The sequence below is a fragment of the [Actinomadura] parvosata subsp. kistnae genome (assembly GCF_900323885.1).
Taxonomy (GTDB): Bacteria; Actinomycetota; Actinomycetes; order Streptosporangiales; family Streptosporangiaceae; genus Nonomuraea; species Nonomuraea composti.
The window spans coordinates 3362124-3376522 of record NZ_OOHJ01000018.1; the positions used below are offsets into that span (position 1 = coordinate 3362124).

The 14399-nt window shown below is 73.1% G+C and carries 13 protein-coding genes; 5 read left to right on the forward strand and 8 right to left on the reverse strand.

The annotated features are described in order from the left end of the window. Nucleotides 1-7: 7 nt before the first annotated feature. From KIS93_RS35905 to KIS93_RS35915, 3 genes are all read right to left on the reverse strand, one after another. Complete coding sequence (locus tag KIS93_RS35905) at nt 8-1363, reverse strand: leucine-rich repeat domain-containing protein (protein WP_080043492.1); 1356 nt, start codon at nt 1361-1363, stop codon at nt 8-10. A gap of 11 nt (nt 1364-1374) precedes the next feature. Beyond that, entirely contained in the window at nt 1375-2652 is a 1278-nt protein-coding gene (locus KIS93_RS35910) for an FAD-binding oxidoreductase (protein ID WP_080043491.1), read from the reverse strand. Between the two features lie 70 nt (nt 2653-2722). After that, nucleotides 2723-4159 carry an amidase gene (locus KIS93_RS35915; RefSeq protein ID WP_080043490.1) on the reverse strand — a complete coding sequence of 479 codons (1437 nt, stop codon included), beginning with the start codon at nt 4157-4159 and terminating at the stop codon, nt 2723-2725. A 56-nt stretch (nt 4160-4215) separates the two neighbouring features. Here KIS93_RS35915 and KIS93_RS35920 point away from each other — a divergent pair, with 56 nt between their 5' ends. After that, on the forward strand, nt 4216-5394 hold the full coding sequence (locus tag KIS93_RS35920) for a threonine synthase (protein WP_155128664.1): 1179 nt from the start codon (nt 4216-4218) through the stop codon (nt 5392-5394). Here KIS93_RS35920 and KIS93_RS35925 read toward each other — a convergent pair. Genes KIS93_RS35925 through KIS93_RS35935 form a run of 3 tightly spaced genes read right to left on the reverse strand, consistent with a single transcriptional unit; the run spans nt 5347 to nt 9111 of the window. Then, nucleotides 5347-6021: a hypothetical protein gene (locus KIS93_RS35925; protein WP_080043489.1), complete on the reverse strand. Its 675-nt coding sequence runs from the start codon at nt 6019-6021 to the stop codon at nt 5347-5349. The two genes, KIS93_RS35920 and KIS93_RS35925, sit on opposite strands and share 48 nt — an antisense overlap. Beyond that, nucleotides 6018-8783, reverse strand: coding sequence for an ATP-dependent helicase HrpB (gene hrpB / locus KIS93_RS35930; RefSeq protein ID WP_230465638.1), 2766 nt, complete (start codon nt 8781-8783; stop codon nt 6018-6020). Before hrpB ends, KIS93_RS35925 begins: the two co-directional genes overlap by 4 nt. Beyond that, a complete protein-coding gene (locus tag KIS93_RS35935) occupies nt 8776-9111 on the reverse strand; it encodes an ArsR/SmtB family transcription factor (protein ID WP_080043488.1) in 336 nt (111 codons plus the stop codon). The genes hrpB and KIS93_RS35935 overlap by 8 nt, the downstream gene beginning before the upstream one ends. Before the next feature lie 57 nt (nt 9112-9168). Between KIS93_RS35935 and KIS93_RS35940 the strand changes: the two genes are divergently transcribed. Together KIS93_RS35940 and KIS93_RS35945 are read left to right on the forward strand one after the other, a co-directional pair. Further along, a complete protein-coding gene (locus KIS93_RS35940) occupies nt 9169-10338 on the forward strand; it encodes an MFS transporter (protein ID WP_222107698.1) in 1170 nt (389 codons plus the stop codon). A 139-nt stretch (nt 10339-10477) separates the two neighbouring features. After that, on the forward strand, nt 10478-10900 hold the full coding sequence (locus KIS93_RS35945; protein ID WP_155128662.1) for a hypothetical protein: 423 nt from the start codon (nt 10478-10480) through the stop codon (nt 10898-10900). 56 nt (nt 10901-10956) lie between these two features. On the opposite strand, the gene KIS93_RS35950 is transcribed toward KIS93_RS35945, so the two are convergent. Next, complete coding sequence (locus tag KIS93_RS35950) at nt 10957-11505, reverse strand: PadR family transcriptional regulator (RefSeq protein WP_080043485.1); 549 nt, start codon at nt 11503-11505, stop codon at nt 10957-10959. A 90-nt stretch (nt 11506-11595) separates the two neighbouring features. Here KIS93_RS35950 and KIS93_RS35955 point away from each other — a divergent pair, with 90 nt between their 5' ends. Then, nucleotides 11596-12816, forward strand: a complete 1221-nt coding sequence (locus tag KIS93_RS35955; protein ID WP_080043484.1) for a serine hydrolase — start codon at nt 11596-11598, stop codon at nt 12814-12816. A 92-nt stretch (nt 12817-12908) separates the two neighbouring features. Next, nucleotides 12909-13592, forward strand: a complete 684-nt coding sequence (locus KIS93_RS35960; protein ID WP_080043483.1) for a hypothetical protein — start codon at nt 12909-12911, stop codon at nt 13590-13592. Here the strand turns inward: KIS93_RS35960 and KIS93_RS35965 are convergent. Further along, the gene (locus tag KIS93_RS35965) at nt 13561-14391 is read right to left on the reverse strand and encodes an undecaprenyl-diphosphate phosphatase (RefSeq protein ID WP_186404595.1); all 831 of its coding nucleotides are present in this window, start codon (nt 14389-14391) and stop codon (nt 13561-13563) included. The two genes, KIS93_RS35960 and KIS93_RS35965, sit on opposite strands and share 32 nt — an antisense overlap. Nucleotides 14392-14399: the final 8 nt, after the last annotated feature.

Genomic DNA, 14399 nt, shown 5'->3' on the forward strand with positions numbered 1-14399 from the left:
GAGCCTGTCACCACTGGGTGAACAGGCTCCGGGCCTTCAGGTCCGCGATGAGATTGGCCGGCAGGGCGGGGCAGTCGTTCACGCAGACCTCCTTGAGCGACGGGAGCGCGAGGAGGCCGCCCAGGTCGTCCAGCTTGGGGCAGTCGTAGAGCTCCAGCTTGCGCAGGGCGGGCAGCCGGTCGAGGTCGCCGAGGGTGCGCAGGTCGTCCATGCAGGCCAGGTGAAGCTCCTCCAGGTGGAGCAGCCCCGAGAACGGGGTGAGGTCGGCGAGCTGGTCCAGCCCCTGGAGGGTCAGCACGCGCAGGGCGGGCATGCGGGCGAGCGCGGAGAAGTCGGTCAGGTCCTCCGCGTAGACCAGCTCGACCTCCTCCAGCGACGGGTGCCCTTCGAGCCCGTCGAGCGAGGTGAGCCGCTGGTGCCGGCCGATGACGACGCTGGTCAGCGCGGGCAGCCGCGACAGCGGGCGCAGGTCAGGGAGCTTGGACTCGGGCAGGCCGAGGCTGGTGAGCCGGGGGTGGTGGCCGAAGCCGTCGAGGCTCCGCACGTTCGTGCAGCCGGCGGTCCAGAGGGTTTCCAGCGCGGGCATGGCGGCGATGCCGTCGAGGCTCTTCAGGCGGGCGCAGTGCAGGGTGAGCTCGGTGACGGAGCTGAGGTCGCGCAGGCCCTCCAGCGTCGTGATCTTGGTGCGGCTCAGGTCGAGCTTCCGCAGGCTACGCAGGCCCGACAGGCCGCGCACGTCCTCGACGAGCCGGCAGCCGTCCAGATCGAGCTCTTCCAGACCGGGCCACGCCTGCCCGAACCCCTCCACGCTCGCCACGGCGGTGCCCCGCAGGTCGAGCCGGCGCAGGCCGCGCAGCGCGAACAGCGGGGTGACGTCGGACACCTGGCGGCAGTTGGGCAGCAGCAGCGCCGTCAGCCCGGTGAGCGCGGCCAGCGGCTCCAGGTCGCTGACGGCCGCGCAGCCGTCCAGCTCCAGCACGCGCAGCCCGGCCAGCCCGGACAGCTCCGAGAGGTCCGACAGGCTCTTGCAGTGGTCGAGGACCAGCGTGTCGAGCATGGTCAGGTGGCGCAGCCCCGCCGTGAGCGCGCTCTGCCTGCGCAATGTCAGCTCGGTACGCCCCTCGGCGGCGAAGGCCGGCGCCAGCATCCGCTGCGCGAAACCGTCGGGGTCGAGCGCGTCGGGCCAGAGCTTGAGCAGCTTGTCCGTGCCCGGCTTCGCCACCTCGGCGTAGTCGGCGGCCAGGTCGAGCGCGCCCGCGTCCCGGCTGCCGAGCGCGAGCCGCCGCACGGCCTTCCAGGCGCTCTCGGGGGACGCGGTCGCCAGCTTGGCGCGCAGGGCGGTCAGGTCTGAGGGCTGGATCATGGACCGAGACCCTATGGGGTGGGAGTGACAACTTCCGGGGGAATCGGGTGGTTCAGGCGGAAGAGGTGGTCGGGGTCCCACTTGGCCTTGAGCGCCGTCAGCCGGGCGTAGTCCTCCGGCTCGTACGCCCTGCGCACCTGCTCGGGCCCGGCGTTGGCGCCGTACAGGAAGTTCAGCAGCCGCCCGCCCGTCGCCCACGGGGACAGCGCGTCGTGCACCGCGTCGTGCGCCGGGCGCAGCGCGGCGACGTCCGTGCCGGGGGCCAGGCCGGGCGACAGGACGGCGGCGAAGTACCGCGCGTCGCGGTTGCCGACCGCGTTGGGCGCGCCCTGGGGCCTGGCCAGCGCGCCGCCGAGGTGGCGCACCTCGATCACGCCGCGCACGCCGAGCAGCGGGGTCACGTCGGGCAGCTCGCGCAGCAGGGAGTGCGTGGCGAAGTAGCCGGACGGCGTGGTCGGGTCGTTGTGGATGGCGGCCGAGGCGGTGTACGGCATCTCGCCGACCGTGTCGAGCAGGCGGGGGCCGATCGCGCGCAGGGGGCGGACGAGTTCTTCGCCCTCTCGGGGGTCGCCCGTGTAGGTGATGCGGATGTGGGCGACGGTCCGGCCGGGGAAGGGGATGATCGCGATCGACGAGGTCATCTCGTCCGGCACCGTCTCCGTCCAGTCCCGCCAGGTCCGCAGGGCGGTCTCGACCTGCTCGAAGTGGAGCGCGCCGCCGTACAGCCGCGCCACCGGCACCAGGCCGATCTCCAGCGCGGTCACCACGCCGAACCCCGCCCGACCGCCCACCAGGGCCCAGAACAGGTCGTCGCCCGGCGTGACGTGCCGCAGCTCGGCGTCGGCCGTGACGACGTCCACGGCCCGCACCCGGTCGGCGGCGTAGCCGTACGTCCTGGCCAGCAGGCCGAGGCCGCCGCCCAGCGTGTACGACACCGCGCCCACCGACGGCGACGAGCCGGACAGCGGGGCCAGCCCGTGCCGGGCCGCCGCCTCGATCACCTGCTCCCAGCGCACCCCCGCCTCGATGCGGGCGGTGGCGGTGTCCGGGTTGATGGTGACGGCGTTCATCCGGCCCGTGGTGATGAGCACGCCCTCCGTGGCGGCCTGGGGCAGGCCGTGGCCGGTGGCCTGGACGGCGACCGGCAGGCCCGCCTCGGCGGCGTGCGCCACGGCCCGGCGGACGTCCTCCGGCGTGGCGGCGGGCACGATCAGATCGGGGCGGTGCGGGTCGAGAAGCTGGAAGCCGGTCCGCTCGGCGTCATATCCGGGGTCGTTTCTGTGCAGCATGTCTCCAGGATGCTGACGCCGCTCCTATAAGTCCAAGAGATGGATCTGATCGTAGCCATAACTGAGGCTTCTAGAAGGAGAAACCCGGAGGTCGCAGCGGCGGATGCGCCTCCTGGAGCTGGGCCGCCAGGCCCAGCAGGTGCGGCTCGCCGCCCGGCGGGGCCACGATCTGCACGCCGATCGGCAGCGCGCCGGAGTGCGTCGCCACCGGGACGGTGATCGCGGGCCAGCCGCACATGTTCCACGGGCCGGCCGTGGGCGCGTACGTGACGTTCGTCCACGCGTTGCGCAGCAGGCCGCGCTCACCCCACCGCTCCGCCTTCGGCGGCAGCGCGGCCAGGGCCGGCGTGATGAGCGCGTCCGCCTCGCCGAACCACTGGTCGGCGCCGTAACCGCGCCACCGCTCCCGGCCGCGCACACCGTCCAGCTTGACCGCGCGCAGCAACCGGCCCGCCCTGGCCAGCGCCCGCGTGCGGCGTTCGAGCCCGCGCAGGCCATCGGCGGCCTCGGCCGCCCGCACCAGCCACGTCGCCACCGTCGCCGGGCCCAGCCAGGCCGGCAGCCTGTGCTCGTGCTCCACCACCGTGTGCCCCGCCACGCGCAACGTCTCGGCCGCGCCCCGCACCGCCGCCGCGAACTCCTTGTCCATCCGCATCCCCGCCGGCAGCGGCTGCGGCGCGTACGCCACCCGCAGGTCGAACGGCTCCGGGCTGCTCGGCGGCGGCTGCGGCTCCCACACCTCGTCGTCGTCCGCCCACACCGAGCGCAACATGCGCGGCGGCGGCTCCACCCGGCGCCCGCCGCGCCACGCCTGCGCCAGCGCCGGGTCCGCCGCCAGCACCGACAGCGCCAGCGCCAGGTCCGAGGCGGTGGTGGCCAGCGGGCCGTTCTCGACGAGCTGCTCCCAGTCGTCCGACGGCGCGGGCACCAGCCCCGTGCCCGGCTTGATGGCCAGCACGCCGCAGCACGCCGCCGGGATGCGCAACGAGCCCATGCCGTCGTTGCCGAGCGCGATCGGCACCATGCCCGCCGCCACCGCCGCCGCGCTGCCCGCCGACGAGCCGCCCGCCGTGCGCGCCGGGTTCCACGGGTTGCGGACGATGCCGTACGCGCTGTCGCCGAGCGCCACCAGCCCCAGCTCCGGCAGGTTCGTCAGCCCCACGACCACCGCGCCGGCCGCCCGCAGCCGCGCCACCGTCACATGATCCTCCGGCGCCGGCGTGTCCGGCGTGGCGGCCGACCCGCCGCGCGTGGCCTCGCCCGCCACCTCCAGGTTGTCCTTCACTGCCACCGGCACCCCCGCCAGCGGCAGATCGGCCAGATCGCGCCGTTTGTGCAGCTGCCGCGCCTCGTCCACGGCCCGCTCCCTGACCCGCCGGAACGCCCCCACCCTGGGATCACGCTCCGAGATGACGTGAAGATGCTCCTCGACGACGGTCGTGGCCTTGACCTCGCCCTGCCGGACGGCCGTCGCGATCTCGATGGCGGACCTGCCTGCCCACAACATGAGAAGAGTGTGCAGCTTTTCACTCAACGTTGCGAGGCTCGATAGGGTCGATTCACGTGAACGGACCTTCGCTTGCCCTCCGCCAGCGTTCCCTGGGCGACCCCTCGGCCGAGTTTCCCCTGTTCCCGCCGCTGACCAGAGGCTGCCCCAAAACCAGCACCGACGATCTCGCCTTCCCGCTCGACATCGTCTACGACTACGCGAAGGTCGACCGTGGCCTGTTCGAGCAGGAGCCAGGCCCCGACCTGGCGCGGTGGTCGCCCCTGCTGCCACCGCTCGACGCGCCCACCCTCGGGGAGGGCGGCACGCCGCTGGTCCCGTTCGGTGACGTCTACATCAAGGACGAATCCCGCAACCCGACCTGGTCCCACAAAGACCGCCTCAACCGGGTCGCCGTCAGCGCCGCCCTCGCCTCCGGAGCACCCGGCGTGGTCGTCGCCTCCTCCGGCAACCACGGCGCCTCCGCCGCCGCCTACGCCGCCCGCGCCGGGCTGCCCGCCATCGTCCTCACCTCCGCCGGGTCGCCGCCCGCCGTCCAGTCGTTCGTGCGCGCGTACGGGGCGAAGGTCGTCACCGTGCCCGTCGAGCGGCGCTGGCCGCTGCTGCGCGAGATCGTCGACCGGCTCGGCTACCACCCCGTCAGCAACCAGACCGTCACGCACACCGGGCACCCGTTCGGGCCCGAAGGCTACAAGACGATCGCGTACGAGCTGTTCCTGCAGCTCGGCGAGGTGCCCGCGGCCGTGTTCACCCCCACCGGCTACGCCGAGCTGCTCTACGGCGTGTGGAAGGGGTTCACGGAGCTGCTGCTGCTCGGGGTGACGGACCGGGCGCCGCGCATGTTCTCCTGCGAGTCGGCGGCCGGCGGGCCGCACGCCAAGGCGCTGGCCGCCGGGCTGCCCGCCGCCATCGTCGAGCTCGGGCCCACCGACGCGTACGGCATCGCCGGATCCGTCGGCGGGCACCGGGGCGTGGTCGCCGTGCGCGACAGCGGCGGCGAGGCCGTCCTCGTGACCGACGAGGAGATGCGGCGGGCCCAGCGGGAGCTGGCACGGGCCGGGCTGTGGCAGGAGCTGTCGGGCACGGCCGGGCTGGCCGGGCACCGCAGGCTGCGCAGGGACTTCGCCGGGCCCGTCGTGTGCATCGCCACGTCCAGCGGGTTCAAGGACCTGGGGGTGGGCGGCGAGTCATACCCGGTGCTGGAGAACCCGACGCTGGACGATCTCCTGCCGTGAGTCTCTACGGTTGAGCCAGACGCGGAGCGGGCCGATCGTGGTGAAGCCCTGCTTCAGGGCGTCGGACGGGTCGCTCTCGTAGCCGACCAGGGGGCGGCCGGGGAACAGCCCGGCCGCCGCCGCGAGCATGCCGGACCAGTCGCCGAACACGTTCGAGACGCCCACGGCCGGGCCGGTCGCCGTCAGGACGGCGCCCGCGCTCAGGTCGGGCGCGTGGACGATCGTCGCCTCGTCGAGAAGAACCGGCCGGAACAGGTCCTTCACCCCGCACGCCCGCTCCCACTCGGCCAGCGCCACCTCGTCCCGGACCACCCGCCAGCTCGTGGCAGCCTTCTCCGGTGCCTCACGGAAGATCCACTGGGCCTCGAACAGCACGTCGAAGCCCGGCAGGTCGAGGGTGGCGAAGCTGTCCTTGACCGACGCGCCCGGGCTCGCGTCGATGCGCGGCAGCAGGTCGGCGGCCGTCGCCTCCGGGGAGAGGGTGACGGCGTCGGGATAGAACGGCGGCGTCCTGACCCGGTTCGTCCAGGCCAGGTCCGTGAACGTGCCCGGGATGCCGTGGGCGCGGCACATCAGGTCGCACCAGCGGGCGTTGTCCCTCGCCGCCGCGCCGAGCCAGTCGGTCATGGGGTGCTCCTCTTGGTGCGGCGGGTCGGCTGGGCGGTCAAGGGGTCCTCCGGCCAGGGATGCTTCGGGTAGCGGCCGCGCATCTCCGCGCGTACGTGACGGTAGCCCTCCCGCCAGAACGAGGCCAGGTCCGCGGTCACGGCCAGCGGACGACCGGCGGGGGACAGCAGGTGCACCAGCACCGGGACGCCCGCGACGCGCGGCGTCTCCTGCCAGCCGAACAGCTCCTGCAACTTGACCGCCAGCACCGGCTGATCACCCGAGTAGTCGAGGCGGACCCGGGAACCCGTCGGCACCTCGATGCGCTCCGGAGCCACCTCGTCGAGGCGCTCGCTCCACGGGATCAGCCGCCGCAGCGCCGACGCCACGTCGATGCGCTCCACGTCGGCGCGGCGGCGCGCCCGGCTCAGCTCCGGCTCCAGCCACTGGTCGGCCAGGCCCACCAGGTCGTCCATCGAGGGCCAGGGCGCGCCGACCGCGCGATGGCAGAACGCCAGGCGGTCACGCAGGTCCTTCGCCTGCTTCGTCCACGTGAGAACGTCTTCCGTGCGCAGGCCGTGCAGGATGGCGTCACGGACGTCGGCGTCCTTGAGCGGGGTGGACGACAGCTCGATCGCGCCCAGGCGTTCCACCCGGCGGGCCGAGACGTCGCCACGGCGCTCGCCCGGCGGGACCCGCCACGTGACCTCATCCTCCGTCGTGGGCTCCAGCGCCGCCCGCGCGGTGGCCTCGTCGATGACGACGGCCTGCCTGACGCGGGCCGACGCCGAGCCGGTGGGGCGGTCGGCGACCGCGATGGCCAGCCATTCCGCGGTCCGCAGCCTGGAGCCGTCCGGGAGCTGGGCCTGGGTGCCCGAGGCCATGAGGTAACCGCCGCCGCGACGGCGCGCCACCCGCTCGGGGAACGCCAACGCCACCGCCATCCCGGCCAGCGCGTCACCGGTGAGCGAGGTGGACGCGGCGCGGGCTTCCGCGGTGGTGCCGGCTTGTGCGGTGCCGGCTTGTGCGGTGCCGGCTTGTGCGGTGCCGGCTTGTGCGGTGCCGGCTTGTGCGGTGCGGTTGGCTTCGGTGGCGGTGCGGCGCAGGCGGGCGGACTCCTGGCGCCAGCGGGAGGCGAAGCCGGTGCCGCCCCTGCGGGCCGCGCGCCAGACCTCCACCAGGTCGTCGGACGCGTCCCTGGGCAGCTGCTCCGACAGCAGGGCCACCACCTCGGCGGCCTCGGGGCCGAGGTCGAGCAGGGCCCTGGCCAGGCGTGGATGCACCCCGGCCAGCGCCATCCGCCGCCCCCGCCCGGTCACCTGCGCCCGCGCGATGGGGGAGGCAGGCGTCACCTGCGCCTGTGCGTCGGGGGCGGGTGAGGGGGAGGTGATCGCGCCCAGGGCCTCCAGCGTGCGTTGGGCGGCGGACAGGGCGGCGGGGGGTGGCGGGTCGAGCAGGGCCAGGTCCGATGCGTCCGGGGTGCCCCAGCAGGCCGCCTGCAGCGCGAAGCCCGTCAGGTCGGCGAGGGCGATCTCCGGGCGTGCATGGTCCGCCAGGCGGTCGTGCTCGGCCGCCGACCAGCAGCGGTACACCGTCCCGGGAGCCTCGCGGCCCGCGCGGCCGGCGCGCTGGGTGGCCGACGCCTTGGAGACGCGGACCGTGGTGAGGGAGCCCAGGCCACGGGCATGATCCGTGCGGGGCTCGCGGGCCAGGCCCGAGTCCACCACCACCCGGACGCCCGGCACGGTCAGGCTGGACTCGGCGACCGACGTGGCCAGCACGACACGCCGGGCCGGGCCGGGGCTCAGCACGGCGTCCTGCACATGGGCCGGCGCCTGGCCGTGGACCTGCAGCACGTGCTCCACGTCGCCCGCCAGCATCCCCGCCACCTTGGCGATCTCGCCCACGCCCGGCAGGAAGCACAGCACGTCGCCGTCCCGCTCCGCCAGCGCCCTGCGAACGACGGAGGCCACGTGGGACAACAACGCGGGATCGACGCGCAGCCCGTGCGGCGGGGCGACCGGGCGCGGCGGCGGGGCCCAGACGGTCTCCACGGGATGGGAGGCGCCGGTGGCGGCCACGATCGGGCCGCCGAGCAGGTCCGCCCACGGCTGGGCGTCGGCGGTGGCGGAGGTGGCCAGCAGGCGCAGGTCGGGGCGGAGCGTGTCACGTACGTCGAGAAGGAACGCCAGCGCCGTGTCCGCGTCGAGGTGCCGCTCGTGGCACTCGTCGAGCATGACCGCGTCGACCCCGGCCAGCTCCTGGTCACGCTGCAGCCGCTGGAGGAGCACGCCGGTGGTGACGACCTCGACCATCGGGTTCGCGCCCACGTGCCGCTCGCCCCTGATCGTGTAGCTGACGCCCATGCGCCGCGCCGCCGCCCGCACGGCCAACCGGCGCGGCTCGGCCACCACGACCCGCAGCCCCGCCTCGGCCAGCGCGAGGGGCACCACGGTGGTCTTGCCGGTGCCGGGCGGCGCCGTCAGAACCGCACTCCCGTGCCGCTCCAACGCGCCGAGCAACTCGGGCAGCACATGCCGAATGGGCAACCCCTCCGCCCGCGAGTCCGCGTCGCCCCGCGCCTTGGCGGTACCACGTGGTGCCGGGCTGGCGTCGCGCCGTGCTGCGGCGGTGGCGCCCTTGATCGGCGCGGAGGCGTCGCGCGGTGCGGTTGCAGTGGCGTCCGGCATCGGCGGGGTGGCGTTGCGCGGTGAGGTGGCGGCGGTGTCCGGGGGCGGTGGGGTGGGGGCGGGCCGGGCGGTACCGCGTTCGGGGTCAGGCATGGGCCTCGGCGGGGAGGGGGCGGGTGGCGGCGGTGAGGACGGCGTCGAGCAGGCCCGGGAAGCGGGTTTCGAGGTCGTCGCGGCGGAGGCTCATGTACTTGAGGCGGCCCTCCTGCTTCGTCAGCACCACGCCGGCCTCGCGGAGGGTGCGGTAGTGGTGCGAGGCGGTGGATTTGTGGACGCCGAGGTCGTCGCCGGCGACCGTGCACGTCATCTCGCCGGCCGTGGCGAGCCGGATCACGATCTCGAGGCGGATGGGGTCGCTCAGAGCCCGCAGAACCTCCGTGAGCTGGATGTTCTCCGTGGACGGGTGCGGCAGCAGGCGCATGGGGAAACCCTACCTCCGTCGAATTGTTTGACAACAATCCAACTATACGTCAGTTTGATGAGCATCCAACTGTTGCTGGAGGCTCCCATGAGTTCGCGGCTCTATCCGATGGCCGCCGGAAATTTCGCGATCGGCACGGGCATGTTCGTCACGGCAGGGCTGCTGCCGCCCATCTCCACGGACCTGGGGGTCTCCCGGTCCGCCGCGGGGCAGCTCATGACCGTGTTCGCGCTGGCCTACGCCGTGCTGTCGCCGTTGCTCGCCGCGCTGACCGCACGAATGTCGCGCAGAACCGTGTTGTTGCTGGCCATGGCGGTGTTCGTGGTCGGGAACACGTTGACCGCCCTGGCGCCCACGTACGCGCTGGTCATGCTGACCCGCGTGCTCGCGGCGGCCGGGGCGGCCATGTTCACGCCCACCTCCTCCGCCGTGGCGAACGCGCTGACCGAGCCCGAGCGGCGCGGCCGCGCGCTGGCGCTGGTGATGGGCGGGCTGAGCGTGTCGTCGGCCATCGGGGTGCCGCTGGGCACCTGGCTGGGCCAGGCGGCCGGCTGGCGCTCCACCCTCTGGATGGTCGCCGGGCTCGGTCTGGTCGGGTTGATCGGCGTGGCCGCGCTGGTGCCCGAGGTGCGCATCCCCGCCTCGGGGCGGTTGCGGGAGCGGTTCGAGCCGCTGCGGGACCGGCGGGTGCCGGCCGTGATGGTGACGCAGTTGCTGATGTTCGCGGCCGGGTTCACCGCCTACACCTACATCGGCTCGCTGTTCGACCTGCCGCTGCCCGCGGTGCTGTGGGCGTGGGGGCTGGGCGGCATCGTGGGGAACGCGCTCGGCGGGCGGCTCACCGACGTGTACGGGCCGCGCCGGATGATCCTCGGCGGCCTGGGTGCGTCCGTCGTGTTCCTGGCCCTCATCCCCGTCGCGAACCTCGCCCTGCCCATCGCCCTGATCTGGGCCTTCCTGTGGGGCGCGACCGGCTGGCTGGTGGCGCCCGCCCAGCAGTTCAGGACCGTCGTGGCCGTGCCGGGGAACGTCCCGGTCGGGCTGGGCCTGCTGTCGTCGGCTCAGTACCTTGGGCTGTTCGTGGCGGGGCTGTCCGGCGGCGCGGCGCTGGAGGGCTACGGGCGGATCGGGGTCGTGGTGCTGGCCGCCGGGTTCGGGGTGGTGGCGCTGCTGTTCACGCTGGTCACGTATCGGGAGCGGGCGAGGGTGAGCGTGCCGGCCACCTAGAACGTCCGGAAAGCGGCGAGGGTGAGCGTGCCGGTCACCTGGAACGTCCGGAAAGCGGGCGGGGGTGAGCGTGCCGGTCACCTGAAACGTCCGGAAAGCGAGTCGTCGAGACACGTCCCTGACCGCCAGAATGTCGGATGTGTCTGACGACCGTGATCCACGTGACGAGCCCTTGCAGGACGGTGCGGAGCAGCCGCCGGACGTCGATCCGCGCGACGAGCCGGCCCCGTTCGGCGCCGTCGTCCTGCTGACCGTCGCGGCGGCGGCAGGCGTCATGGTGCTCGGCGCGCTGGCGCCCTCGGCGCTGAACCTGAAGTTCCTGCTGTTCGGGCCGATCACGCTCGTCGTGTTCGAGATCGCCGTGCACGAGGTGTGGTGGAAGCGGTGGTGGGGCGCGATCCCCGGCGCGGTGCTGGGGCTCGCGTGCTACTTCGAGGGCCGCGAGGCGCTGGCCGACATCATCGGTGACGCTTGGGCGCACCCGATCGCGTACGTCACCGCCTGGGCCCTCTTCGCGGCCGCCTTCGCCTGGTGCAGCCGCTACCCGCGCAAGTTGTCCTGAGGGCTGAAGCTTTTGGGCGGGCCGACGGGTGCTGTTCCGGGCGGCGCGGTGGGTGCCTACTGGGCGGGCTTCTGGGCGGTGGGCAGCAGGCGGGCCAGGTCCTCCAGGAGTTTGGCGTCGGCGGCCAGGTGGGCCTCGGCGTTGTCGAAGAGGGCGCCCGCGAGCGGTGACAGGCCCGCCTTCGCCGTACGGCCGGCGGCGAGGGCGGCGCGCTGGGCCTCGACCTCGCGGGACGCCGCCGCCACCAGCTCCCCGGCCTCACCCGTGTCGAGCAGGGTGTGCCAGCGCAGGGCCAGGGCGAAGTCGGAGCGGGTGGAGTGGGGCGGGGTGGCGAGGGCCTTGCGCAGCAGGTCGCGCAGGGTGCGGCGGCCCTCCGGGGTGATCTGGTAGACGCGGCGCAGGCGGTCGCCCTGGCGCTCCTCGGACAGGGTGCGCGCCAGGCCCTCCAGCTCCAGCTTGGCCAGCGCGTGGTAGACCGAGCCGGGCTTCACGCCGGTCCACTGGTCGAGGGCCGCGGCCGTGACGACCTGGTTGATCTCGTAGCCGTGCTTGGGGCCCTCGTTGAGCAGGCCGAGGACGAGCAGCCGGGTGGACGACGCCGACACGGGATCACCTCCGCTGAATAATCAACGTTGACCATATCAGCCTCGCCATGCTCTCATTGCTCCAAGTCGAATAGTCAACTTGGAGTATTCATGAAGCGACGGCGGATGGACCGGTTCGTGCGCGCGTACGCGGAGCTGGGCCGGTTCAGCGGGGCCGTGCTGGTGGCGCGCGGCGAGAAGGTGCTGTTCACACAGGGGTACGGGCTGGCGGACCACGAACGCGGGGTGCCCAACCGGCCCGGCACGGCGTTCAGGATCGGGTCGCAGACGAAGACGTTCACCGCGATGGCGATCCTGCGGCTCAAGGAGCGCGGCCTGCTGGGCGTGCACCACCCGATCGCCCGTTACCTGCCCGGATACCCCGGCGGCGAGCGGATCACCCTGCATCACCTGCTCACCAACTCCTCCGGCATCCCCGACTACGTCACCACCGAGGGGTTCACCCGGGTCATGGGGACGGCCGTGACGCGGCGGGAGCTCATCGACGGGTTCAAGGACCGGCCGCTGCTGTTCGAGCCGGGCGAGGGGGTCAGCTACAGCAACTCGGGGTGGGTGCTGCTGGGCGAGGTGATCGAGCGGGTGTCGGGGCTGGCGTACGGGGACTACCTGCGCGAGCACGTCTTCGGGCCGCTGGGGATGACGCGCACCGGGCTGACCGACGACGCCAAGGGCTACCTGGCCGTGGACGGCCGCGCCGAGCCGGCCCCGTACGTCGACAACTCCCGCCAGGACGCGGCCGGGGCGATCTGCTCGACCGTCGAGGACCTGCACCGGTGGCGGCTGGACGTGCCGGACGAGCTCGTCGGGCCGTACGTCGAGAGCGACGGCATCGCCTACGGGTACGGCTGCGCGGTCGGGCCGGGGCGGATCGAGAGCTCGGGGGGCACGATCGGGTTCGTCAGCGTCTCGGCCCGCTACCCGGCCGACGACCTGTTCGTCTGCGTGCTGTCGAACGTCGAGAACGCCGCCTTCTCCGAGATCGAGCGCGGCCTGGCGGCGATCGCCCGAGGGGAGCCGTACGAGCTGCCGGGCGAGCGGGTGTTCGTGACCGTGGACCCCGCCCTGTTCGACCGGTACGCCGGCCGGTACACGATGCGGTTCCTGGGCCGTACCTCCACCATGGACGTGACCAGGGAGGGCGGGCGGCTCATGGTCGAGGTGCACGGGCTGGCCAGGACCGAGCTGCGGCCGATGTCGCCGACGCGGTTCTTCGCCCGGATGAAGGGGGAGGTCGAGCTGGACTTCCGCGCGGACGGCGAGGTGGCCCTGAACTGGGCGGGACACGACGTCACCGCCCGGCGCGTCTCATAGAGGCTGCCGGCCGCTTCTCCTCCTCATAGGGGACCGCCGGTCGGCCCGCAGGGGGACGACCGGCGGTGGCACGCCCGCCTACGGTCGGCCGCATGCTGAACGACCACATCACCTTCCGCCGCGTCACGGCCGGCACGCTGCTCGTCGTGGCCCCGCTCCTCCAGGCCGTGGCCGTCGTCGTGGACCCCGGCACGTGGGGCGACGACCGCGAGGCCGTCAGCTTCGGCGACAACCCGGCGCTGGCCCAGACCCAGTCCGCGCTCTACCACTGGAGCTGGATGCTGATGGCCGTCGCCGTCATCGGCCTCATGCACCTGACCAGGCGCCGGGCCACCCGGCTCGGCCACGTGTCGGGGGTGCTGGCGGTGATCGGCTACCTGCAGCTTTCGGGGCTGCTGCTGATCGACCCGGTCGAGTGGTACCTGGGGCAGCACAACAGCCCGGAGGAGGCCCAGCGCATCCTCGACGAGATGCTGAACCTGCCGGGCGTGATCTTCGGCTTCCAGATGCCGTGGATGTTCTTCGGCTTCGTCGGGCTGCCGCTGCTGACCGTGGCGGTGTGGCGGGCCGGCTTCACCGGGTGGTGGGTGCCGCTCGTGGTGGCCGCCGGCTACCTCGGCGGGTTCCTGGTGCCGTACGGGCCGCTGACCGTGCCGTTCTGGGTGGCGCCCGTCGCGGCGCTCGGCTGGACCGGGACGAGGATCCTGCGCATGGGCGACGCCGCGTGGGCGGAGTACTACCAGGTCAGCCGAGTGCCGGAATCCAGCCCGCGGTGACCGCGAGGATGATGAAGAAGCCCAGGATGATCCGGTAGATCACGAACGGGGTGAAGCGGTGCGTGCTGATGTAGCGCAGGAACCACGCCACCGCCGCGTACCCCACGATGAACGAGACGATCGTGGCCACGATGGTGGGCCCCCAGTCGGGCGTATCGGCCCCGCCGATCTCGGTCAGCTCCAGCAGGCCCGAGGCGAAGACGGCGGGCATGGCCAGCAGGAACGAGTATTTCGCGGCGTCCTCGCGGCGGTAGTCGAGCAGCAGGCCGGCCGTCGTCGTGCCGCCCGAGCGGGACACGCCGGGGATGAGGGCCAGCGCCTGGGCGAAGCCGTAGATGAGGGCGTGGGTGATGCTGAGGTGCTTCTCCAGCGTGAGCTTGTTGCGGGCGGTACGGTCGGCGAACCACAGGATGAGCGCGAAGACGATGAGCGTGGTGCCGACCAGGCGCAGGTCGCGGAAGACGGTCTCGATCTGGTCCTTCAGCACGAGGCCGAGCACGCCGATGGGCAGGGTGCCGACGATGATGTACCAGCCCATGCGGGCGGCCCAGTGGGGGCGCAGCTCCTTGACGAACAGCGAGCGCACCCAGGTGGAGATGATCTCCCAGAGCTCGCGCCTGAAGTAGATGACGACGGCCAGCTCGGTGCCGATCTGGATGACCGCGGTGAACGCCGCCCCCGGGTCGGGCCAGCCGGCGAACGCGGAGACCACCCGGATGTGGGCGCTGGAGGAGATCGGCAGGAACTCCGTCAGCCCCTGGACCAACCCCAAGATCACCGCTTCTAGCCAGCCGATCACGACGACAC